15 protein-coding genes are annotated in these 23,130 nt (G+C 73.1%); 7 read left to right on the top strand and 8 right to left on the bottom strand.

Annotated elements, in window-relative coordinates; translation table 11 throughout:
* The first annotated feature begins 167 nt into the window (after window positions 1–167).
* Both ACERZO_RS10195 and ACERZO_RS10190 read left to right on the top strand, forming a co-directional pair.
* Window positions 168–1,097 (top strand): ATP-binding cassette domain-containing protein, encoded by a 930-nt coding sequence (locus ACERZO_RS10195; protein ID WP_372664284.1) that lies wholly within the window; start codon window positions 168–170, stop codon window positions 1,095–1,097.
* Window positions 1,094–1,927 (top strand): ABC transporter permease, encoded by an 834-nt coding sequence (locus ACERZO_RS10190; RefSeq protein WP_372664283.1) that lies wholly within the window; start codon window positions 1,094–1,096, stop codon window positions 1,925–1,927. Before ACERZO_RS10195 ends, ACERZO_RS10190 begins: the two co-directional genes overlap by 4 nt.
* Here the strand turns inward: ACERZO_RS10190 and ACERZO_RS10185 are convergent.
* The 5 genes from ACERZO_RS10185 to ACERZO_RS10165 are packed head-to-tail and all read right to left on the bottom strand — an operon-like array spanning window position 1,924 to window position 14,042.
* The gene (locus tag ACERZO_RS10185; RefSeq protein ID WP_372664282.1) at window positions 1,924–3,030 is read right to left on the bottom strand and encodes a glycosyltransferase; all 1,107 of its coding nucleotides are present in this window, start codon (window positions 3,028–3,030) and stop codon (window positions 1,924–1,926) included. The genes ACERZO_RS10190 and ACERZO_RS10185 overlap by 4 nt on opposite strands.
* A complete protein-coding gene (locus tag ACERZO_RS10180; protein WP_372664281.1) occupies window positions 3,027–3,803 on the bottom strand; it encodes an alpha/beta fold hydrolase in 777 nt (258 codons plus the stop codon). Before ACERZO_RS10180 ends, ACERZO_RS10185 begins: the two co-directional genes overlap by 4 nt.
* Window positions 3,791–4,081, bottom strand: a complete 291-nt coding sequence (locus ACERZO_RS10175) for an acyl carrier protein (protein ID WP_372664280.1) — start codon at window positions 4,079–4,081, stop codon at window positions 3,791–3,793. The genes ACERZO_RS10180 and ACERZO_RS10175 overlap by 13 nt, the downstream gene beginning before the upstream one ends.
* A complete protein-coding gene (locus ACERZO_RS10170; RefSeq protein WP_372664279.1) occupies window positions 4,078–7,920 on the bottom strand; it encodes a beta-ketoacyl synthase N-terminal-like domain-containing protein in 3,843 nt (1,280 codons plus the stop codon). The genes ACERZO_RS10175 and ACERZO_RS10170 overlap by 4 nt, the downstream gene beginning before the upstream one ends.
* A complete protein-coding gene (locus ACERZO_RS10165; RefSeq protein WP_372664278.1) occupies window positions 7,914–14,042 on the bottom strand; it encodes an SDR family NAD(P)-dependent oxidoreductase in 6,129 nt (2,042 codons plus the stop codon). Before ACERZO_RS10165 ends, ACERZO_RS10170 begins: the two co-directional genes overlap by 7 nt.
* Before the next feature lie 215 nt (window positions 14,043–14,257).
* Here ACERZO_RS10165 and ACERZO_RS10160 point away from each other — a divergent pair, with 215 nt between their 5' ends.
* Together ACERZO_RS10160 and ACERZO_RS10155 are read left to right on the top strand one after the other, a co-directional pair.
* Window positions 14,258–15,046 (top strand): SDR family oxidoreductase, encoded by a 789-nt coding sequence (locus ACERZO_RS10160; protein WP_372664277.1) that lies wholly within the window; start codon window positions 14,258–14,260, stop codon window positions 15,044–15,046.
* A gap of 3 nt (window positions 15,047–15,049) precedes the next feature.
* Window positions 15,050–16,015 (top strand): aldo/keto reductase, encoded by a 966-nt coding sequence (locus ACERZO_RS10155; protein WP_372664276.1) that lies wholly within the window; start codon window positions 15,050–15,052, stop codon window positions 16,013–16,015.
* Here ACERZO_RS10155 and ACERZO_RS10150 read toward each other — a convergent pair.
* From ACERZO_RS10150 to ACERZO_RS10140, 3 genes are all read right to left on the bottom strand, one after another.
* The gene (locus tag ACERZO_RS10150) at window positions 16,007–18,499 is read right to left on the bottom strand and encodes a CHAT domain-containing protein (RefSeq protein ID WP_372664606.1); all 2,493 of its coding nucleotides are present in this window, start codon (window positions 18,497–18,499) and stop codon (window positions 16,007–16,009) included. The two genes, ACERZO_RS10155 and ACERZO_RS10150, sit on opposite strands and share 9 nt — an antisense overlap.
* 209 nt (window positions 18,500–18,708) lie before the next feature.
* Window positions 18,709–18,888: a hypothetical protein gene (locus ACERZO_RS10145; RefSeq protein ID WP_372664275.1), complete on the bottom strand. Its 180-nt coding sequence runs from the start codon at window positions 18,886–18,888 to the stop codon at window positions 18,709–18,711.
* A 391-nt stretch (window positions 18,889–19,279) separates the two neighbouring features.
* Window positions 19,280–20,416, bottom strand: coding sequence for a serine hydrolase domain-containing protein (locus ACERZO_RS10140; protein ID WP_372664274.1), 1,137 nt, complete (start codon window positions 20,414–20,416; stop codon window positions 19,280–19,282).
* Between the two features lie 167 nt (window positions 20,417–20,583).
* Here ACERZO_RS10140 and ACERZO_RS10135 point away from each other — a divergent pair, with 167 nt between their 5' ends.
* From ACERZO_RS10135 to ACERZO_RS10125, 3 genes are all read left to right on the top strand, one after another.
* Window positions 20,584–20,946, top strand: coding sequence for a VOC family protein (locus tag ACERZO_RS10135; protein WP_372664273.1), 363 nt, complete (start codon window positions 20,584–20,586; stop codon window positions 20,944–20,946).
* A gap of 81 nt (window positions 20,947–21,027) precedes the next feature.
* Complete coding sequence (locus tag ACERZO_RS10130) at window positions 21,028–22,698, top strand: hypothetical protein (protein ID WP_372664272.1); 1,671 nt, start codon at window positions 21,028–21,030, stop codon at window positions 22,696–22,698.
* 15 nt (window positions 22,699–22,713) lie between these two features.
* Window positions 22,714–23,103 carry an NUDIX domain-containing protein gene (locus tag ACERZO_RS10125; RefSeq protein WP_372664271.1) on the top strand — a complete coding sequence of 130 codons (390 nt, stop codon included), beginning with the start codon at window positions 22,714–22,716 and terminating at the stop codon, window positions 23,101–23,103.
* The last annotated feature ends 27 nt before the right edge of the window (window positions 23,104–23,130 follow it).

The following is a 23,130-nucleotide window of genomic DNA, read 5'->3' as shown; positions in this document are numbered from 1 at the left end:
CGCGCAGGGGATCGCCACCTCCGCGAAGGGTCACGCAGGTCAGCCCTTGTCACGCGCGTGCTATCCGGCGTCACGAAAATTGTCACGCACCCGGCGAATGGCGGCGATCTTCTTGCCCGGATCGGCCGTTTCCCGATACCTTTTCGCGGGCAGGGAAAGGAGCGGCCATGAACCAGCCGGTCATCGCCGTGACGGACCTCGCGAAGACCTACGGCGAAGTCACCGCGCTCGCCGGGATCAGCCTGTCCGTCGCCCGTGGCGCGGTGCTGGCGGTCCTCGGCCACAACGGCGCCGGGAAGACCACGCTGATCGACATCCTCAGCACGCGCGTCCGGCCGAGCGCCGGCAGCGCACGCGTGTGCGGCTACGACGTCGTACAGCGCGGACGCGCGGTCCGGCGGCGGATCGGGGTGACCGGGCAGTTCGCCGCCGTCGACGACGCCCTGTCCGGGCGCGGGAACCTCGTGCTGATCGCCCGGTTGCTGGGCGCGAAGCCGCGGCAGGCCCAGGCGCGGGCGGCCGAGCTGATCGCGTCGTTCGGCCTGGAGGACGCGGCGGACCGCCCGGCGGGCACCTACTCCGGTGGGATGCGGCGGCGGCTGGACCTGGCCGCGGGCCTCGTCGGCGCGCCGCAGGTGCTGTTCCTCGACGAGCCGACGACCGGTCTCGACCCGGTCAGCCGGTCCGGGCTGTGGTCGGTCGTCGAAGGCCTGGCCGCGCGGGGCACGACGGTCGTGCTGACCACCCAGTACCTCGAAGAGGCCGACCGGCTGGCCGACCACGTCGTCGTCCTCGGGCTCGGCCACATCACGGTGTCGGGGACGCCGTCGCAGCTCAAGGCGCGACTCGGCAACCGGACGGCGACACTGACGTTCGGCACCGAACTGGCGCTGCGGCGCGCGGTGGACGCCCTCTCCCGCCTGGGTTTGGCGGCCGGCCGCACCGGGCTGGTGCTGTCGGTGCCGCTGAGTGGCCCCGGCGACATCCCGGTGCTGGTGCGCGCACTCGACGCGGCCGGTGCGCCGCTGCGCGACCTCACGGTGACCGAGCCGACGCTCGACGACGTCTACCTGTCGCTGCACCGGACCGCGTCATGACGCAGGCCCGCCACCGCGCCGCCGTGGCCGCGCTCGGCGACCCCGCGGCGTGGCCCGAATCCGGCTTCTGGACACAGGTTCGCGTACTGGCGGCCCGGTCGCTGCGCACGGCGTTCGGCGACCGGCGGCTGGTCTTCTTCGGACTGTTGCAGCCGGTGGTGCTGCTCCTGCTGTTCAGCCAGGTGTTCAGCGGCGTCGGAGCGCTGCCGGGGGTGGCGGCGTACCAGGGTTACGTGAACTTCCTGGTGCCGGCGACGCTGGTCAACATCGCGATGACGACGGCGATGAGCTCGGGAGCGGGCCTGCTGGCCGAGATCTACGGCGGCTTCACCGGCCGACTGCGCTGCCTCCCGATTTCGCTGTTCTCGGTACTGGTGGCCCGCACACTGGCGGACGCCGCACGGCTCGGCGTCCAGCTGGTGGTGACGGCGCTGGCGAGCGTGGTGTTCCTGGGGTTCCGCCCGGCGGGCGGAGTGCTCGGCCTGGGGCTGGCGCTGGTGTTGACGCTGGTGGTGGGCTGGTGCCTGAGCTGGGTGTTCGTGGCGATCACGACATGGCTGCGCAAGGCGGAGACGCTGCAGGCGGCGTCGTTCGTGGTGATGTTCCCGCTGATGTTCTCCTCGAGCGCGTACATGCCCCTGGACACGATGCCGGCGTGGGTCCGCGCGGTGTCGGCGGTGAACCCGCTGACGTACGCGATCGACGCGACGCGGGCGTTGGCGTTGGCCCGCCCGATCGGCTGGTCGGTGTTGACGGCGTTGGTGATCGCCGCGGTGGCGGCGGTGGCAGGCTCGTTCTTGGCGGCCCGCACGTTCCGCAACCGCGGTTAGCCCAGCGCCTCCAGGTGCGTCGCCGCCTCCTCCGCACCACCGGCCGCCTCGAACGACTCCCGGATCCGGACCGCGCCAGGCCGGAACGCGTCCGCTGACTCGATCGCCTTGCGGATGTCCGCCGCCTTGGCGCGGTCGAACCGGACTCGCACCCCCGCGCCGGCCGTCGTGACCTGCTGGGCCAGCATCGACTGGTCGTCGCGGATCGGGGCCACCACCAGCGGTACCCCCGCCGACAGCGCCTCGCACACCGTGTTGTGCCCGCCGTGGCAAACCACCACCGACGCGTGCTCGAACACCGCCACCTGCGGGATCCGGCGGACCACCAGCACGCTCTCGCTGACCAGCCCACCGGAAGGGTCCACGACCAGCCCCCGCACCGAAGGCATCCCGGCCAGCGCGTCCACGCTCTCGGCGAGGAACCGCGCACCCGCCGAAGCATTGGACGTCCCCAACGTCACCACGACCAGCGGTCGATCGTCCCCAGGAGACCACTCGCCCGAAGCCGCGGGCAGCGCCGGGCCGACGTACGACACCGGTACCGCCAGCCGGGACTCACCGGCCAGCGCCCGGGTCGTGAACGCCAGCACCAGGTGCGGCGAGAACCGCAGGTCGCCGAGGAGCACGCCGTGGCGGGCGCGCAGCCCCGCCTGCAACTCCCCCACCCAGGACGCGATCTTCGGCAGCGAGCCCAGCGGGTCGGCCAGCTCGGTCGACGTCGACGCCGACGTCGCCCACGGCAGGCCGCATCGCGCGGCCACCAGCGCTCCCGCCATCGCCTGCTGGTCCACCACGACCACATCCGGCGCAAAAGACACGACCGCCGAGGCCACCCCTGGCACCATCGCGTCGGCCAGGGGAACCAGGTACGACTCCCACAGGTACTTCAACGCGGCGAACCCGCGCAGCTCAGGCGGTCGCAACGCCAAGGAAAAAGGCCCGGAGTCCCCGGCCGGGAACACCGGGCCGGAGACCAAAGTGGACAGTTCCGGGCACGGACCGCACCAAGCCACCTGATGGCCACGCGAAGACAGCACCGCAGCGACTCCGCGCAACGGTGCCACGTGCCCGGCCAGCGGTGGCACGACCAGCAGGAACCTCACGCCGCGTGCCGTTCGACCCACTTGAGCACCAGTTCGCGGACCTCTCGATGCTGTTCCACCAGCACTGAATGCCCCTGCCCTTCGAACACGTGCAGCTCGCCCTGCGGCAGCATCGACGTCAGCGCTTCGAGGTCGTCGGCCTGGTAGCCGTGACTGCCCAAAATGGACAGTACGGGGCAGCCGATCGCCGCCACCTGCTCCCACGTCAGCAGCGGCCCGAGCGGTACCTCTTCGGCCATCTTCGTCGACGTGATCCGCTCGGCCGCCATCCGCGCGAGCCGCCGGTGGTGGGCGCTGAAGTTCGCCTCGATCCAGTCGAAGCTCTCCTCCACCTGCAGGAACCGCACGGTGTGCGCGAGGATTTCGGCCATCTTGCCCGCCCACACCTCGGTCGCGGGCTCGGACTCGATGCACACGATGCTGCGGACCCGATCCGGCGCGGCCACGGCGTAGCTGTAGGCGAGCGTCCCGCCGAAGCTGTTGCCCACCAGGTGCACCGGCCGATCGACGCCGAGCTGCCGCAGCAGGTCGTCGAGGTCGGCGACGAAGTCCCCGAGCGTGTAGCCGCGCTCCGGCCGTTCGGTCTTGCCGTGCCCGCGCAGGTCGTAGCTGATCACGTCGATGCCGGCGGCCGCGACCGGCGGGGCCAGCGTCAGGTAGAAGCTGGCCAGGCTGTCGGTGCCCATGCCGTGCAGGAACACCACGGTCTCGGTGCCGCCGGCGGACACGAGCTGCACGTTGGTGCGCAGCCCGTTCACGGTCATCGTGGGCACGTGCGCTCCCCCACGAACCGGGCGATGTCGCCGACGGTCAGCCCGATGACGTCGTCGAGGTCCTTCTCCGCCAGGTACTCGGCGAGGTTGACCTCCGCGCCGAAGTGCTCGGCGAGGATGCTCGCGAAGGTCACCAGGTCGATGCTCTCCAGCTGCAGGTCCTCGTGGAACGTCGTGCTCGGCGTGATTTCGATGCCGAGCACCTCGGTGTCGCCGGTGAGCTGGGTCAGCAGCTCGGCGACGACGTCGAAGACGGCGGACGCGTGGTCGATGGTCATGGCGTGCTCCTGAGTCGTGCGGTGGCGGTGTCCCCGGCCAGTTCGACCGTGACGGCGAAGTCCGGGAGTGCGCGGCCGCGGCCGGACACCCGGCCGTCGGGGTGGACGCGGATTTCCGCCGGGTAGACGGGTTCGGCGAGCCGGGCCCGGACGGCGTCCTTCGCGGCGATGCGTTCGAGCAGCCACCCGCGAGCCCGGAGTGGGGGCACGGCGGCGAACTCGGCGCGTTCCTCGGCGCTGAGGTAGACCCCGGCGTAGATGTCCCGCGCGGCGACCGTCGGCCAGCGGTCGGTGACCGTCACCGAGCCGTCGTCCCGCCGCTCGGCCAGGAGATTCTCCGCCGGGAACGCGTAGACGCGGTGGGCCGCGCGGTCGCAGGGGAACCGGACGTCCCGCCAGCCCTCGACGCTCGCCAGCACCCGGCCGTCGCGCACCAGCTCGGCGGTCATTTCCAGGACGTCCGGCCGCGGCAGGCGGACGCGCACGAGGCAGTCGAGCCGGGTGCCGGGCGCGGGTTCCGGGCCGTGCCAGGTCAGGCTGCCGATCGACCGCGGGAAGGCGAGCAGACCGTCGGAGCGGGTGGCCATCAGCCAGCAGCCGAGCAGCTGACCGACGTTGTCGAGCAGCCCGCCGGGCGCCTCCGGGACGACCAGTTCGCCGCGGATGTGCTGCTCGCCGAGCCCGGTCAGCCGAGCCAAGCCTTGGTAGGACGGGCCGTGGAACATTTCGCGCCGCGCGTAGATTTCGGCCGCGCTCAGCGGGGGCTCGGTCTCCGGGCCGGGCACCGGCATCCGGGACGGCGGTGGCGCGTACGGTCCCAGATGGACGGTCATCAGCGCGTACGGTCCGATTTCGACGGTCACGCGGTCGCCCTCGCGGCTCATCGCCAGCGGCACCCGCTGCGCCGGGGACGCGATGAGCCACCGCGAGAACACCGCGTCCCGCACCGCGACCGCTGTCGTGCCCGGCCAGGTGCGTTCGACGGTCCGGCACGCGAGGTCCACCAGCGTCGTCGCCGGGACCACCGGCCGGAAGTCGGACTCGTCGGGCCAATCGTCCCGTTGCCGGAAGAACCGGTGGTCGCGCAGGTACGGCATCGCCGGCAGCGAGACGTCCACTGTGGACTCGATGCGCCGCCGCGCGGCCGCCGCGACGACGTCCGCCGCGGTCTGCCGGGTCTCGGTGAGCAGCGCGGTGAACTCGGCGACGATCGCGTCCGGCACCCCGGCCGGCAGCTCCGGCACCGCGCGGTCGTCGAGCAGGCCGCGGGCCGATTCCCCCAGCGACAGCAGGGAATTCCCGGTGCGGAGCCGGATCCGCCGCGGTTCGAGCGCTTCGAAGTCCGGGCTGCCGCCTTCGACCCACCACGCGGTCGCGACGCGGCGCAGCTGCGCGAGCCCGGACCGGGTGCCGGACGCGGCGGCGACGACCAGGTGCCGCCGCTCGCCGAGCGTGTCGGTGACGTACGAGCCGAGCTGCCCGGCGCCGATCTGCACGAACGCGCGGAACCCGGCGTCGTGCAGCGCCTCGGTCAGCGCCCGGAACCGGACCGGGCGGATCAGGTGCACGAGGTAGAGCTCGCGGACCGCGTCCGGCTCGGCCGGGTAGGGCCGCGCGGTCGTCGCCGACCACACCGGCAGCGCGGGCTGCCGCAGGTCCAGGTCGGCGGCGAGCCGGGCGAACGGCGCGAGGTACGGCCGCATCAGCGGGGTGTGGAAGCCCGACCGGAACGGCAGCGTCCGGGCCACGATCCCGAGGCCGCGGCAGGTTTCGCCGAACTTCGCGACGGACTCCGGCGGGCCGCACACGATCGTCTGCTTCGCCGCGTTCTCGTGCGAGACGACCAGGTCGTCCGGCAGCAGGTCGGCCACGCGCCCGGCCGAGCAGCCCAGCACGAGATAGTCCGCGTCCGGCAGCTCGAAACCGCCGGGCCAGTACCGGTCCAGCAGGTCCGGCACCGGCCGGTACATCCCGGCGGCCTGCATCGCGGTCCACTCGCCCACGCTGTGCCCGGCGAGTGCGTCCGGCCGGATCGCGAGCCGCCGCAGGGCTTGGTCCAGCAGCAGCCCGCTCGCCGACACGCTGGCCGCGCGGTCGAGCACACTTGCGGTCGACCACTGTGGACGGTCGAGCCCGAAGTGCCGGGCGACGTCGTCGATCCGCGGTTCGGCGCCGTCCTCCAGTCCTGGGTGGACGAACGCGACCTTTCCGGACGGGAGCAGCGGGTCGACCGAGCACCAGACGTCGCCGCCGCCGTGCCACGACCGGCCCTCGGCGGCCACCTTGGCGAGCACCTTGCGGGCCGTGGCCAGCTTGCGCTCGTCCGGGCCGGCGATCCCGAGCCGGCAGGGCCCGTCGCCTTCGCCGTCGCCGGGCCGGTCGAGGCGCTCCAGCAGCTCCTCGGGTGTGTTCGCGGCCAGCCGCAGCACGCGTTCCGGCTCGTCGACGCGGGCCCGCCGCTTCGGTGCCGGGTCCCCTGCCTCCAGCACGACGTGCGCGTTGACGCCGCCGAAGCCGAACGCGTTGACCGCGCCGACCCGCGGCAGCGCGCCCCACTCCTCCGCCTCGGCGAGCACGCGGAACCGGGTCTTGTCCAGCAGGGGGTTCGGGTCGGCGCAGTGCAGCGTCGGCGGCAGCACCCCGTGGTGCAACGCGAGCGCCACCTTGACCAGGCCGGCGACCCCGGCCGTCGGCAGCGTGTGCCCGATCATCGACTTGACCGAGCCGATCACCGACCGCGTCCCGTCGGCCTGGCCGAAGACGTCGGCGACGGTGGTCAGCTCGGCGGCGTCACCGGCGGGCGTGGCCGTGCCGTGGGCCTCCAGCAGGCCGATCTCCGCCGGGTCCCGCCCGTCCCACGCTCGCCGCAGCGCGAGGGTCTGGCCGGCGACAGACGGGCTGAGCAGGCTCGCGCCGCGCCCGTCGCTCGACGTCCCGCTGCCGCGGACCACGGCGTACACGCGGTCGCCGGCGCGGCGGGCGTCGGCCAGCCGCTTGAGCACGACGAGCGCGGTGCCCTCGCCGATGAGCATGCCGTCGGCTTCGCGGGAGAGCGGGCTGATCCGCTGGCTCGGCGACAGCGCGCCGAGCTGCGTGAACAGCGACCAGAGCGTGTCGTCGTGCGTCTGGTGCGCGCCGCCGGCCAGGACGACGTCGCAGCGGTGCCGGGTCAGCTCGCCGATCGCCTGGTCGACCGCGACCAGCGAAGACGCGCACGCGGCGTCCACTGTGTACGCCGGGCCGCCGAGGTCGAGCCGGTTGGCGACGCGGGCGGCGGCGAGGTTCGGCACCAGCCCGGCGGCGGTCTCCGGCCGGAACTCCCCGAGCGGTTCGAGCAGCGCCGTCCGCAGCCGGTCGAGGACGTCCGGGCCGGCCGACGGCAGCAGCTCGCCGACCGTGCGGGTGATCTGCCGGACGGTGCGAACCCGCTGGTCGAAGCCCTGCAGCCCGGGCGAGAGGTAGCCGCCGCGGCCGAGCACGACGCCGATCCGTTCGGGATCGCCGAGCCGGCCGAGGCCACCGGCGTCCTCGACGGCGTCGACGGCGACGGCCAGCGCCGTCAGCTGGTCCGGCTCGGTGCCTTCCAGGGACGTCGGCGGGACGCCGTGGGCGACCGGGTCGAACTCGATGAGGTCGGGGGCGAACCCGCCACGGCGGCCGTGGGTCCGGTCCGGGGCGGTGCCGTCGTGGCCGTGGAACGCCGGGTCACGGCGGTGCGCGGGGATCTCGGTGACGGCGTCGACGCCGCCGACGAGGTTGCGCCAGTACTGGTCCACTGTGGACGCGCCGGGCAGGAACACGCCCATGCCGACGATGGCGATCGGCTCCTGGCTCACCACAGCGACGCCGTGTAGAGGACCGCGCGGTCGGTGCCGTAGGCGAGTTCGCGAAGCAGGGCGGCGGTGCCCGCGTCCGCGTCGAGCAGGCTGATGTCCCGGCGCTCGTACTCGCGCGCGAGTTCCGGCGACACCATGCCGCTGTGGTCGGCCGCGGGCGCCCACGGTCCCCAGTGGACGGTCACCGCGCGCCCCGGCCAGCTCGTCGCGAGTGCTTCCAAGGCGTCGTTCGCGGCGGCGTAGTCGGTTTGGCCGCGGTTGCCGAGCACCGCGGCGATGCTGCCGAAGAACGTGACGAACCCGGGTTCGGCGTCGAGCGCGTCGAGCAGGACCTGTGCGCCGTCCACTTTGGTCTCGTACACGGTCCGGAACGACGCCTCGTCCTTGTCCGCCATGAGCTTGTCGTCGATGACGCCGGCGGCGAAGACGACCCCGTCGAGCCGGCTGGGCAGGTTCTTGACGAGGCGTCGCACGGCATCCGGGTCGCGTACGTCGAGCGAGGTGTAGCCGGCTTCTCCCCCCGCGGCGCGGATTTCGTCGAGGGTGCGGCCGATTTCGCGCTGGGCCAGGACGGTCCGCACGCGGTGTTCGATCTCGGCGACCGAGCCGCCGCGGCCGGCCAGCACCGCGCGCATCGCCGTCGGGTCGGCCGGCAGGTCGTCCGGCTCGCCCGGCCACGGCGTCCGGCCCGCGAGTTCGAGCCGGCAGCCGGAGGCGGCGAACGCGATCGCCGCACGGGCGGCGATCCCGCGCGCCCCGCCGACCAGCAGGACGACGGAGTCCGGCCCGAGGCCGAGTGCCGCGAGCTCCCCGCCGCCCGGCCCGGCACCGGAGTAGGCGATCGACGGGAGGTCCGCCGGCCGCGGCTCGATCGTGAAGCGGCCGGTCTCGTCGTGGCCGACGACCGAGGGGCCGTCGCTGAGGGCCTCGTCGACGAGGGTTTTGGCGACGTCTTGCCTGACCTCGACGAGCCGCGTCACGCCGTCGCGTTCCAGCGCGGCCGAGCGGACCAGGCCGCGCAGGCCCGGCGTGCCCGGCTTCGCCGCGACGAGCACCGTGCCCTTGGCGTTCTTGAGGTGGGTGAACACTTCCGGGACGTCCGAAGCCAGGATGACGGTGATGCCGGCGTTCTCGGTGACGATCTCGGCGCCCGCTCCGATGAACGCGGCGCGCACGGACTCGTCGTCGCCGATGATCGCGACGGACTTGCCGCGCAGCCGTCCGGGATCGGGGTCGAGCGGCACGGGCACCCGCTCGAGCCGGTACCGCGTCGGCGCGGCCGCGGCCGGCGTCGGGTTCAGCCAGCTCTCGAGGTGCGCGGTCAGGGCGTTCGCGGTGCGGTCGCGGCTGAGCTGGTCGGTGCGGTCGTCGGCGGGGAGGCCGAGGCGGCCCAGCAGCGTCCCGGCGATCTCGGTGCGCTTGATGGAGTCGATGGAGAGGTCGGCTTCGAGATCGAGGTCACCGGCGATCATCTCGGCCGGGTAGCCGGTGCGTTCGCTGATCACGCCGATCACGGTGGTGAGGACGTCGGCTTCGGGTTCCGGCTGTGGTTCGGGCTGGGGTTCCGGGATCCGGACGGGTTCGGGAACCACGACGGGCGCGGGTGCGCTGCCGAGGTAGCCGAGCATGACCTCCCGCTGCGCGGCGACGAGTTCGCGGGTGGTGCGCAGGAAGTCGACGACGGCCTGGTCGCGGCCGGAAGCGGGCTGGGTCATGGCGGAACTCCGGATTCGTCGGGCCGGGGACAGGGCGGGCGCTTCGGCGCCGGGAGCGCGGGCGGACCGCCCGTCGACGGCCCAGGCGGTCGGGGCCGGTGCCGGGCGGTTGTTCCTGGTCAGCCGTTCGGGACGGACGTCGACCCCGGCTTGCGCGAGGGTTTTCAGCGCGGTCAGGAAGGCCGTGAGATCGGGACCGCACGCGACGACGGTGTGCGGGCGGTCGCCGAGAATGTCCTTGACGAGCCGGGTGAGCACGCGTCCCGGGCCGACCTCGACGAACGTCCGCGCGCCGGCGTCGTACATGGCCTCGATCTGGTCGAGGAACCGCACGGGCGCGCCGATCTGCGCGGCGAGTTCGCCTTTGACGTCGCCCGCGTACGGTTTCGCGGTGCGGTTCGACCACACCGGCAGCCGCGGATCGCGGATGGGTTCCCGGGCGAGTTCGTAGGCGAAGAGGTCCTCGGCTTTGGCGACCAGCGGGCTGTGGAAGGCGCAGGCGACGGGGATCCGCTGGGCGCTGACACCGGTCTCGCGCAGCCGCCGGACCGCGCGTTCGACGGCGGCGACCGGTCCGGAGAGGACGACCTGTTCGGGTGCGTTGTGGTTGGCGACGACGACGTCCGGGCCGATCAGGGTGGGGGTGAGCCGGTCCCGAGGTGCTTTGACGGCGGCCATGGTCCCGGGCTCGGCGACGTCGGCGATGGAGTTCGCGCGGGCCCGGCTGAGGCGCAGGAGGGTCTCGGTGTCGAAGGCCCCGGCGACGGAGAGCGCGACGAGTTCGCCGTAGCTGTGCCCGGCGAGGAAGTCCGGCCGGACACCGGTTTGGTCGAGGAGCTTGGCGACGGCGGTTTCGACGAGCCCGAGCGCGGGTTGAGCCACGCGGGTGTCGGTGAGGGCTCGTTCTTGGGCGTCGGCGGCGTGGAAGGCGTGCGGTGGAAACGCTTTCGCGGCGACGTCGGGGGCGAGCCGGAGGTAGTCGGCGAGTTCCGGGAAGTGGACGAAGAGGTCGGCGAGCATGCCGGTGCGCTGGCTGCCTTGGCCGGGGAAGAGGAAGGCGACCTTGCCAAGGTCGGCGGCGGCCGCGCCTCCGCCGGCCTTGCCGGAGGCCATATCGGCCCGCCGGCACCCGGCCGGCCCGGCGTCGCCGGGCTCGGACCGCCCGGCACCAGCCTCGCCACCGCGGACCCCGGGCCGCTCCACCGCGCCGAACTCGCCGGACCGGGCCGGGCGGGCTGGTCCTGCGCCGAGCTTGCCGGGTTCGGCAGCTGCCCGCCGGAACCCGGCCGGCTCGGCATCGCCGGGCTCGGACCGCCCGGCACCAGCCTCGCCACCGCGGACCCCGGGCCGCTCCACCGCGCCGAACTCGCCGGACCGGACCGGGCCGGCCGGTCCTGCGCCGACCTTGCCGGGTTCGGCAGCTGCCGGCCGGAACCCGGCCGGGCCGCCGCCGGCGCGCCGCGTCGGGCGCTCGGCCAGCACGCGGCGCAGGTCCTCCAGCGCCGCCTCCGCCTCCGGGGCCCAGTCCCTCAACCCGTGCCGCCGGTCCGGGGCCACCGGGCCCGCGCCCAGCACCGCGTGGAAGTTCGTCCCGCCGAAGCCGAACGCGCTCACCCCCGCCAACCGGGCCGGCTCCGCCCACGGCCTCGCCGCTGTCGTGAACGTGAACGGGCTCGTCTCCGCGTCCCACGCCGCGTTCGGCGCGGTCAAGTGCAGCGTCGGCGGCACCACCTCGTGCCACAACGCCAGCGCCGCCTTGATCAGCCCCGCCAGGCCCGCCGCGCACTTCGTGTGGCCGATCTGGCTCTTCACCGACCCCAGCACGCACGATCCCGGCGCGGCCCCCGCCGACGAGAAGAACCCCGTCAACGTGCGCAGCTCGGTCGCGTCGCCGACCACCGTGCCCGTTCCGTGCGCCTCCACCCGTCCCACGTCCACAGGGGACACACCCGCGTCCCGGTAAGCCCGTTCCAGCGCCCGGTGCTGACCCTCCGGCCGCGGCGCGGTCAACCCCAGCGCCTTGCCGTCGCTCGCCGCGCCCACGCCCTTGACCACCGCGTAGATCCGGTCGCCGTCGCGTTCGGCGTCGGACAGGCGTTTCAGCACCAGGCACGCCACCCCCTCGCCGAGCGCGATGCCGTCGGCCGCCGCGTCGAACGGGCGGCAGCGGCCCGTCGGTGACAACGCGCCCGCCGATGTGAACATCAAGTAGTCGTGGATGCCGTTGTGCAGGTCGACCGCGCCGCACAGCACCAGCTCGCTCGTCCCGGCGCGCAGCTCCTTCAAAGCCAGGTCCAGCGCGGCCAGGGAAGAACCGCACGCCGCGTCCACCGTGTAGTTCGCGCCGCCGAGGTCGAGCCGGTTCGCGATCCGGCCGGAGATGACGTTCGCGAGCGTGCCGGGGAACGTGTCCTCGGTCGGCTCCGGCAGCTGGGCGAGCAGTTCGGGCGGCACCTCGTCGAGGTAGCCGTCGAGCAGGGAACGCACCGTGCCCGCGTTGGCGAGGTCGCCGCCCGCCTCCGCGCCGAACACGACGCTCGTGCGTTCGCGGTCGAACTCCCGCTCGGCGTACCCCGCGTCGGCCAGCGCCCGCCGCGCGGTCTCCAGCGACACCAGCTGCGCCGGGTCGATGCTGCCCATCGCCGACGGCGGGATGCCGTAGTCCAAGGGGTCGACCGACACCGGCGGCAGGAACCCGCCCCACTTCGACGTCGACTGTCCGAAGTAGACAGCAGGGTCCCACCGCTCCGGCGGCACCTCGGTGACGGCGTCTTCGCCGCGCAGGACGTTCGACCAGAACGCTTCCAGGTCCGGCGCCCCGGGGAACGTGCAGGCCATCCCGATCACGGCGATGTCCCGGCTCTCCCGCGGCTCCGGTTCCCCCTGCCGGGAAAAGGTTTTCCCCGACGTGACGTCCCGGTGCAGCTCGGCGATGGTCGTCCGGCGGTCGCGCAGCACCGCGACCTCACCGGCCATGAACATCCCCTCGGCGAGCTGCGTCTCTTCGTCCAGCGGCGAGCCGTCCCGGCGGACGCCCTTGCTCGCGACGCGCAGCCGTCCGGTGTTCAGCTCTTCCAGCCGCTGCCAGGCTTCCTGCGCCGGCACGTCCCGCAAGCCGGCCTTGACCTGCTCGAACTCCGCCGTGTACGGGCTCGGCAGGCAGCGCGTGCGGTGGCCCGGCGCGGTTTCGAGGGTGACCGTCGCGCCGGCGGCGAGCGCCCGGTCCTGGAACAGCCCGGTGATCGCGCCGTGCGCCACGGCTTCCTCGGTGAACAGGTAGGCGGTGCCCATCAGGACGCCGGCCGCGTCGAGCGGCGCCGCCATCGCGGTGACCATCGCCGCGGAACGCGCGTCGTGGATCCCGCCGGCGAACAGCACCTCGACGTCCTTGGCCGCGCCGAGCACGGCCAGTTGTTCCTCCCACAGCTCGAAACTCGGCCGCGGGCCGACGTGCCCGCCACACTCGGCGCCCTCGAAGACGAACCGGCGGACCCCGGCTTCGAGGTACTGGCCGAGCAGGACCGGCGACGGCACGTGCACGAACGTCGCGATCCCGTCGGCCTCCAAAGCCTTGACCTGTCCCGGTTTTCCGCCCGCGATCAGCACGCACCGAGGCCGGACGGCCCGGATCGCGGCGAGCTGCTCGGCACGCAGGTCGTCGGGCACGAAGCCGAGGATCCCCGCGCCCCACGGCCGGTCGCCGAGCCGCTCGGCGGTGCGCGTGAGCAAGTCCGTGGTGCGTGTGCCGTTCGACGTGGCCACCGCGACGAACGGGAACCCGCCCGCGTCGGCGACCGCGGCCGCGAACCCGGGCTGGTCGCTCACCCGCGTCATCGGCCCCTGGACGACCGGCAGCGCGCTGCCCAGCGTCCGGCACAGCCGATCCGACGACGGCACCGCCGGGACCGAGGCACCGACGACCCGGCGGACGTCCGCTTCCACTGTGTCCGACTCAACAGGGGACTCGATGAGCACCCCCGCCGCACCCCCGGCGAACGCTCCCACCGCCGTCCGCGGCCCGGCCACGCGGCCCCACACCGGCACGTCGAAGGCGCCGAGAAGCTGTTGCAGCAGAACGAAGTCGCTCAGCTCGCCCCCACGGGCGAGAAGGCCCAGCGCACCACCCGCGACGGCTTCCGCGGCCGTGGCGACGTCGGACACCTCCGCAAGCGCGCCGGTCCACGGCGCCGTCGTGCGGACGGCGAAGGCCGCCCCCTCGGGCACTGGGCCGTCCGTGCGCACACCGTAGGGCACCCGGACCCGCGCCGCCACGAGCCGGAGCTCGGCCGGATCGGCGCCGTCGAGGATCCCGAGGCCCCCGCCGCGCGCGACGGCCGCCACCGCGCCGGGGTCGCCGATGCCGAGGCACCGCAGCCGTCGAGCGTGCGACGGCGGGACGAGCTCGGCCATCGGCGGACCTCCTGTGCGGGGTGGGGTGATCTTCACGAGACCAATCACAGGAATAACGCACCAGGGCCGGAAAAAGCAATACTCGTGCTAAGGTGCGAAAGTGTGCAACACGGCACGATCACCGCCCTGACCAGCACTTTTATCATATGGCTTCTAACCGGAAAATACCATTCACTCACCTGCGTAACAATGGCTCGAAAAATACGGGAGCCCACGTGGAACTGACCGGACGGGTCGTCGTGCTGACCGGCGCGGCACACGGAATCGGGGCGGCGATGGCCCGCCGCTTCGCCGCGGAAGGCGCGGCGGGGGTCGTCGTGTCCGACCTCGACGCCGCCGGCGCCGGCCGGGTGGCGGACGAGATCGCCGGCGCGGGCGGGCGCGCGATCGCCGTGACCGCCGACGCGACGTCCAAAAAGGACCTCAAGACGCTGGTCGCGGCGGCGCGCGCCGAGTTCGGCGAGGTGGACCTGTTCTGCGCCAACGCGGGCGCGGCCTTCGGCACCGGTGTCCACGCGGCGGACGAGCAGTGGGCGAAGTCGTGGGAGATCAACGTCATGCAGCACGTCCACGCCGCGCAGGTCGTGCTGCCCGCGATGCTCGCGCGCGGCGAGGGGTACCTGCTGATCACGGCGTCCGGCGCCGGGTTGCTCGGCACGCCCGGCGACGCGCCGTACTCGGTCACCAAGCACGCGGCCGTCGGCCTCGCCGAGTGGCTGGCGATCACCTACCGGCCGCGCGGGGTGCGGGTCAGCGCGCTGTGCCCGCTCGGCGTCCGCACGGCGCTGCTCGAACCCGGCATCGCCGCCGGTCACCCGGCCGCGCTGGCGATCGCCGCGGCGGCGCCGCTGCTCGAACCCGAAGACGTCGCCGAGGCGGTCGTCGCCGGGCTCGGCAAGGAGGAGTTCCTGATCCTGCCGCACGCTTCGGTGCGGGAAGCGTTCCTGCGCAAGGCCGGCGCGGTCGACGCGTGGATCGACGAAATGGCCGTCCAGGGAGGCTGAGGAGTGGAGTACCGCAGGATCGGCGCGAGCGGCCTCGCCGTGAGCGAGATCGCCTACGGAAACTGGCTGACGCACGACGCTCCCGGCTGCGTCGCCGCGGCGCTGGACGCCGGCGTCACGACGTTCCACACGGCGGCCGCGTGGGACGGCGGCGCGGCGGAAACCGCTTTCGGGCAAGCGTTTTCCGGCGTCCGCCGCGACGAGCTCGTGCTGTGCACCGGCGTGTTCTGGCCCGAGGGTCCCGGCCCGAACGACGCCGGGCTGAGCCGCAAGCACGTCATCGCGTCACTGGAAGGCTCGTTGCGGCGGCTGCGCACCGACCACGTCGACGTCTACCAGCTGCTGCGCTTCGACTACCGGACACCGGTCGCGGAGACGTTCCTCGCGCTCTCGGACCTGGTGCGGCAGGGGAAGATCCGGTACGTCGGCACGGCGGAGTGGACGGCCGAGCAGCTGCTGCAGGCCCACGACGCGGCCGCGCGGTACGACGTCCCGCTGATCAGCAACCAGCCGCACTACTCGATGCTGTGGCGGGTCCCCGAGGCGCAGGTGATGCCGGTGGGCGAGCGGATCGGCGTCGGGCAGTTCGCGTCGCTGCCGCTGGCGCAGGGCGTGCTGACCGGCAAGTACCGGGACGGGCGCGTCCCGGCGGGCTCACGCGCGGCCGGGAAGCCCCACGCGCGGCCGCTGCTGCTGCCGGAGCTGCTCGAGCGGGTCGAGATGCTGCGGGGCGTCGCCGACGACGCCGGGCTGACGATGGCGCAGCTCGCGCTGGCGTGGACGCTGCAGCACGAGACGGTCGCGTCGGCGGTCGTGGGCGCGAGCACGCCGGAGCAGGTCACCGAGAACGCGAAGGCCGCGGGCGTCCGGCTGGACCTCGACGTCCTGACCCGCGTCGACCACCTGCTCGGCAGCTTCGTCCAGACCGACCCGCGGCTGGTGTGGTCTCCTCCCGCGTACTCAGCCTGAGCCGAGGCAGACGAAGGGGCGGCGGAACGGGTCCACGGCGATCGCGTCGGCCAGCGCCAGCGCGGGGCTGTCCCGGACGGCCAGCGCGCGGTAGTAGTCGTCCATCGCGGCCGCCGAGGCCAGGTCGCCGACGCGCGACAGCGGCGCGATGACCGTGCGGGAGCCGCTGGCGAGCAGGGCGCTGGCGAAGCCGAGGGCTTCGTCGCCGGGCCGGATCCGGTTGAGCGCGAGCTCGCACGCGGCGAAGACGACCTGCCGCGGCGGTTGCCGCAGCCCGGCCATCTCGTGCCCGAAGAGGGCGCCGTCGGCGAGTTCGAGCCGGGAGAACAGCGCGTTCTCCGGCTCGTGCGCGCCGTGTGCGGCGAAGTGGGCGAGCTTGGCGCCGTCCATCGCGCGCAGCACGGACTTCACGGTGGCCTTGGCGCCGGTCATGGTCGTCGCGGTGCGGTAGTGCGTGGTGAGCTTCTCCAGCTCACCGCGCGCGCCGGCCAGGCCGGGGCCGCGCACGAGCACGATCTTGCGGGCGCGCGGCGACTTCGTCAGCTCGGCGGCGAGCCAGGCGGTCGCCGACGGCGCGACGACGGTCGGGCGCCCCCGCAGCCCGGGCAGGACGCCCCACGGCACGGCGTAGAGCGGCCCGGTCGGGACGATGACCAGCTCGCGGTCGCCGATCGTGCCGGCGAGGGGCTGGATGAGCTGGGCGTCGAGCTTGTCGGCCTGCTTGCGCGCCGACGCCATGACGACCTCGGCCAGCCGTTCGGGCAGGTTGTCGGGCGCGAGGGCGTCGAGGTCGACGTTGAGCACGCGCGCGGACTCGGCGGCGGCCCCGGCGGACCCGAGCCGCACGAGCCGGCACTCGCCCCCGGCCACGACGACGGCCACGAGCTCGTCCCCGGAAGCGGCGAAGCTGACCATGGCCCGGTCACCGAGCCGGTCGAAGACCTCGTCGAGCCCGGCCACCGGCCGCGGCCGGCCCCAGCGCCCGGTGTGCCAGCCGAGCCGCTGGGCCTCGCGCAGGCGTTCGTTGTACTTGGCGCGCAGGCCGGCGATGGGGTGGCCGTCGTGCTGGGCCTCCTGGATGGCCTGCCCGAGCCCCCGCACTTCGGCGACGCGCGCGGCGAGCTCGGGATCGGTCCCGGCGGAGAGCGGTTCGTACCGGTAGGTCTGCGCGCGAGTCCGTTCGAGCCAGACGAAGAGGCGCCGGGCGTCGTTGCGTTCGAGCACGAGCTTGACGGCGAGATCGGCGAGTTCCTGGCCGTGCAGGGCGGTCCCGGAGACGAGGTCGAGCCCGCCCATCCGGTCGCGGACGGCGTCGAGCTCGGTGAGGCCCGACCGGATTTCGGTAAGCGCTTTGGCCCGGCTCCCCTGCGCGACGGCCAGCTCGGCCCGGCAGAGGCGGCGCAGCATCCGGTAGTCGATGGGGGTGAGCTGCCCGGGCCGGGGGACCTTCTGGAGGGTCTCGGCGGCACGTTTGAGGTTGCCGCGCCGGATGTCGAGGCGGACGGCGAGCATGCGTGCCGTGGCGGCCTGGTCGGCCAGCTGGGGGGTCGGCATCTTGTCCGCGAGCCGGAGCGCCCGCGTCGGCAGCGCGCCGGGGACGGTCCCGGAGCGCAGCGCGTCCCGCGCGTCGGCGTGCAGGCCGGTCAGCGTGGCGTTGGCGATGCAGGTCTGGCAGCCGACCCGCAGCATCTTGCGGCGCGCGGAGTCCGCCATCTGGCGCGCCAGCTCGATCTCGTCGGTCATCAGCGCCGCGGAGGCGCGGTACTGCTCCGCACGCGCCACCTCGCGGGTGATGCTCTGCTCGGCGAGCAGCTTGGGCAGCACCTCGTCCAGGTGCGCCCCCGCCTCTTCGGCGAGCCCGGCCGCCAGCAGCGCTTCCGCCTGCTCGAACCGCAGCCCCGCGGGAACGTCCAGCTCCAGCGCGCGATAGCTGCGTTCGGCCATTTCGTACAGCCGGAGTGCCTCGGGGACGTCACCGGTGCGCAGTGCGAGCATGCCCATGGTGCTCCGCATGTCGGCGGCGACCGTGCGGAGCTCGTACTTCTCGGCGAGCTCGAGCGACCGGTTGAGGTCCTCCTGGGCTTGGCGCACGTTGCCGAGGCGGATCTGGACCCACGCCCTCGAGGAGAGGGTCTGGACGAAAGCGCCCATCCTCGTCTCGGGCGCCGGGCCGTTCGCCAGCCGGTACTCCTGGTGTTCGACGGAGATGTCGAACGAGACCAGGCTCTCCTCGTTGCGGCCCACGCTCATCAGGCGGGCCGCGTAGTTGTGGTTGAGCACGCCGTTCAGCTCGGCTTGGAGGACGTCGTCCGGCACCGCGTTGATGAGGAGCCGCACGTCGTCGAGCCCCGCGAGACCGGCCGCGAGGTCACCGCTGATCTCGGAGGAAAGCGCGGCCATGAGGCTGGCCAGCCGGATCCGCGTGACCAGCCAGTCGGTGCGGTGCGGCGGGGCGACGGGGTGGATCGAGTCCAGCATCGTCATTCCGCGGCGGAGGAGCCGGACCCCCTCCCGGTAGTGCTTCAGGCAAGACCCTTCGGCAGCTTGGCGCTGAAGAGCACGGACCGTCTCGATGACTTCGGTCGGGTCCAGGTTCGTCACAGGCACACTCCTATGACATCACAGCAAGTCGCAGAAAGAAGCCCGCCTGCCAGGCGAAGATCGGCAGGCGGGCGATCACGAATCGGTGACGGTCAGGGCTTGACGACCTGGTAGCACGGGTTCCCGCAGTTCGGCGTCATGATCGGGCCGTCCTTGAGCGGCGGGTGGTCGATGTGGACCCAGCCGTGCTCGTCGGGTTCCGGGACCACCGGGCCGGCCTTCTCGACCGGTTCCGGGGTTTCTTCGGGCTTGGTGTCCGTGGGCGTCGACATGGTCGATCTCCTCTCCCCTGGGGATCTGCATGGGGACGCTGGCCGTGACGGTGAGTCCCCCTCGCGGGGCCCTCTCCCCGCGAACGGCCCAATAGTTGCACAACGGAGCAGTGATCGGGAGGGTTTTCGCTACGTAAAGTCAGTCCGGCGTCCGTGATCAGGCGAAACGTCCGGCTGGGAACGTCCTAACGAGTGAACTCTGTAACGACGTCCACTGGGGACGTGCATCCGGCCGGGTGGCGGAGCGGGGACCGGGCCGTCCGGGCTTGCGTGTTGGTCCGGGTGCGGAGTACGACCTCGTCCGGGTCCGGCGGGTGGGCCGGTTTCGGTCGGGGTTGACCGGTTTCGGCCAACCCCGACCGAAGCCGTCGGCATGGTCCTTTGTAGACAGTCAGCCGCGCTTTGCCGTCACCGCCTGGTGAACCGCGCTGACGAGCCGCACGTTCTCCGGCGCCGCCCCGCCCGGGAACGCGAACCGGCGGCGGTTGTACCCGTAGGCCAGCCCGCTCCGAGGATCGGCGAACGCCTGGGACCCCGCGGCGCCGCTGTGCCCGAACGCCGCCTGCCCCAGCACCGGGTAGTCGTCCGACACGACCGCGAACCCCAGGCCGAAAGCGTTGTGGTTGCGGGTCGACAGGTCGTCCCCCACCGAGTGGATCTGCGCGAACTCCGCCGCCGTCTCGACGTTCAGCAGTTCGGTCGCCGCCACGTACATGCCCGCCAGACCGCGCGCGGAGGCCACGCCGCCCACCGAAGCCGGGCTCAGGCGGCGGACCACCTCGATGTTCGGGAGGTCCCAGAGCTCCGGCGCCTTCGGGTGGTTGCGGTTGAACGCGATGCCCGTGATGCTGTCCGCGCCCGTCGCGCGGGCCTCCAGCTCGGCCAGCTGTTCCGGGGTCGGCAGCATCGGCTGCGTCGTCAGGAACCGGGGCTCCAGCTCCTCCGGCAGCCCGAGGTAGAAGTCCAGCTCGAACGGCTTCCGGACGCGCTCCTCGTAGTGCTCCTGGATGCTGCGGCCGGTCACGCGGCGGACGACCTCGCCGGTCAGCGCGCCGATGACGAGCGCGTGGTAGCCGAACGCCGTGCCCGGCCGCCAGTACGGCCGCTGCGGGGCGAGCCGCTCGGCGATCACGCGGTCGTCGGCGAGCTCCTCGGCCGTGAAGCCCTCGTCCGCGCCCACGACGCCGGCGCGGTGCGCGAGCAGCTCCCGCAGCGTGATCGCGGCCTTGCCCGCCGCGCCGAACTCCGGCCAGTAGTGGGAGACGCGCTGGTCGAGGTCGAGCACGCCGTCTTGGACGAGCAGCGCGACCACCAGGTGCGCCGCGCCCTTGGTCGAGGAGAAGACGCCGGTCAGCGAGTCGGCGGTGAGTTCGGGACCGGTCCACAGGTCGACGACGCGCTCGCCGTGGACGTGCGCGACGAGCTGGGCGGCGTAGTCACCGCCCTGGTCGATCGCGACGGCGGCGAACTCCTCGCGGACGGACTCGAACCCGTCGGCGACGGTCCCTTGGATGTGCTCGGACGACATGGCGGCTCCCTCAGTGATCTTCAGCCTGTGCCCTGGGATCAACCCGCGCGGCTCCGCGGTATTCCGCGCAACGCCGAGGCGTCCGGGCTGACGCCGGCTTGGACTACTTCGACACCCAGACCGCCCGCGCCCGGTAGAAGTCCCGGGCCTGCGGGTAACACCGGACCATGAAACTCACCTCCACCGTGCTCGGCGCACCCGACCCGCGCGCGCTCGCCGCGTTCTACTCGAAGCTGCTCGGCTGGCCGATCAAGACCGACGAGCCGGAGTGGGTGACGCTGCGCCCCGAAGACGGCAGCGCCGGGCTCTCCTTCCAGCTCGAGCGCGACCACATCGCCCCCGTGTGGCCGCCCGCCGGCGGCGCCCAGCAGATGCAGCTGCACCTCGACATCGAGGTCGACGACCTCGCCGCGGCGACGGCCACCGCGACCGCCGCGGGCGCCGTCCTCTCGGACTTCCAGCCCCAGGCCGACGTCCGCGTCTGCTTCGACCCGGCCGGGCACCCCTTCTGCCTCTGGACGCGTGAATGACGTGACGCCCCGCGTTCGTCCGGTCACAGGATCCGCTATGTTCGGCTGAGGTCCTGTTTCCGGCGAACGGAGTTGAGTCCTGTGGGGGTGCACCGGATCTGGCACCACGGACTGGTCCCCACCGAGGGGAAACGCCCCCTGGACGCGTTGCGCAGCAGGCTCATCACCCGCCAGCGGCAGCACGACGACTACACGGTCGCCGACCTCGGCTCGTCCGACGACGGCGGATCACGCCGCTGCGACCTCAAGTTCGGCTGGACGGACGGTCGAGGCCGCTACTCCGTTCAGGTATTGCTTTCCCTGTGCTACCACGCCGGCGAAGACCGCGTCGCGTGGCTGCTGGCCGCCGCCTGCACGCGGCCGTGGCGCAGCTGCCACGAAGCGCCCGCGCAGCGGATCGGGCTGGAGGAGCTCGGCGCGAGCGGGAGCGACGAAATCCCGATCGAAGCCCCGGTTCTCGCGATGCGCGGATGGTCTCGCAAAGAATGCGACCGCGTCGCGGAACTGCTGGGCGAGGCGCTGGTGGCGGACTGGCGGACGTCGGCGGTGCTGGTGCTCACCGAACCGCCGACGGTCCCGGTCGACGGCTGGCCCGGTCTGGTCAACGTGTTCGACGTCGACGACCGCTTCCGCCGCACGCTCAACCAGCACGTGCCGCTCGGCTACGAGGTGCCGCAGGGCGCGCGGCTGTACGCGCCGCTGTGCGACCAGCTCCCGGACTACGTCGAGACGGCCAGCCCGGTCTCCGGCGAGGCGCTGCAGGGCGCGATCACGCGGCTGCTGCAGACGCGTGGCCGGACGCCGCTGCCCGCGGAATGGGCCGAGGTGCCGAGCGTGCAGGCCTGGTACGCCGCGGATCCGTTCGACGCGCCGGAACGGGAACCGGACGCCGAGCTGACGGAGAAGCTGGACCGCGCCGAGCGCGAGCTGGCCGAGGCGCGGGGCGTGATCACGATCCTGCGCAAGAAGGCGAAGGCCGACGCCGAAGAGCGGAACCGGCACGCGGGCGAGGCGAAGGCGCTCCGCCGTCGGCTCGACGAGCTGTCCGCGGTCGACGTCGGATGCCTGCGGACGCAGCTCGGGCAGCTGCAGGGGGTGGTGGACGACTACGCGCGCGCGTTCGAGGAGACGGAGGCCGAGCGCGACGAGCTCAGGCGCGTGAACGGGCTGCTGGCGGGCACGCTGGCCCGCTTCCACGACGCCGACGACGAGGTCGCCGCCGCCGAGCGGCCACCCGAGGAGTTCCCGAGCTTCGCGGAGCTGATCAGCGCGGCGACGGCGACGCTCAAGCACCTGGCGATCACGGCCGAGCCGGCGCCCGCCGCGATCCTCGACCACCACCCGAAAGCCACGGCGTGGCGCCGGAAGGCGTGGGACGCGCTGCGCACCCTCGACGCGTACGCGTGCGCGCGCACGACGTTGCTCGACGCGGGCCAGGACCCCGGGCCCGAGCTGTCGGACGTGCTCGCGTTCGCCCGCACCGGCCAGCCGGGTTCGCTGATCAGCGCCAACATCATCGCCCTGGCGGAGTCGGACACGGTGACCACGAACGAGCGGCTCCGCCAGGCGCGCACGTTCCGCGTCGACCCGCGGACGAACCCGGCGGGCCGCGACTACTTCGGCGCCCACATCGCGCTGGAGCGCTTCAAGGCACCGGCGCCGCGCCTGCACTTCCTCGACGACACCGACCGCACGGGCACGGTGTACGTCGGGTACCTCGGCGCCCACCTGCCGACGTCGAAGACCAACTGAGCGAGAATCGCCGGCATGACGGAGACGAAGTACCTGGCGTACTGCTGGATAGCCCGCGGCGACCGGGTGCTGTTCCTCCGGCGCGCGCCGGGCGTGTTCCTGTCGGGACGGTGGGAGCTGCCCGGCGGGACGGTCGAGCCGGACGAGGACTTCGAAGCGGCGGCGATCCGGGAGGTCGTCGAGGAGACGGGGCTGAAGGTCCAGGTGACGGGCGAGCTGTCCCGCACCGCCTGGCCGGACGTGGCGGGCCGCGCGATGGAGATCCACGGTTTCGTGTACACGGTGGAGGAGGACGGCGCGGGAGACGTCGTGCTCAACCCGGAGGAGCACGACGACTTCGCTTGGGTGACCACGGAAGAGGCGCGAGAACTCGAGATGGCCCAGCACTTCCGCCGGTTGCTGTGATGGGAGCTTCCGTTCTTCACGTCGGCT

Source organism: Amycolatopsis kentuckyensis (assembly GCF_041679295.1).
Lineage (GTDB): Bacteria > Actinomycetota > Actinomycetes > Mycobacteriales > Pseudonocardiaceae > Amycolatopsis > Amycolatopsis kentuckyensis_A.
Note: the sequence above shows the minus strand (reverse complement) of the source record. Positions and strands in the feature narration are given on the sequence as shown.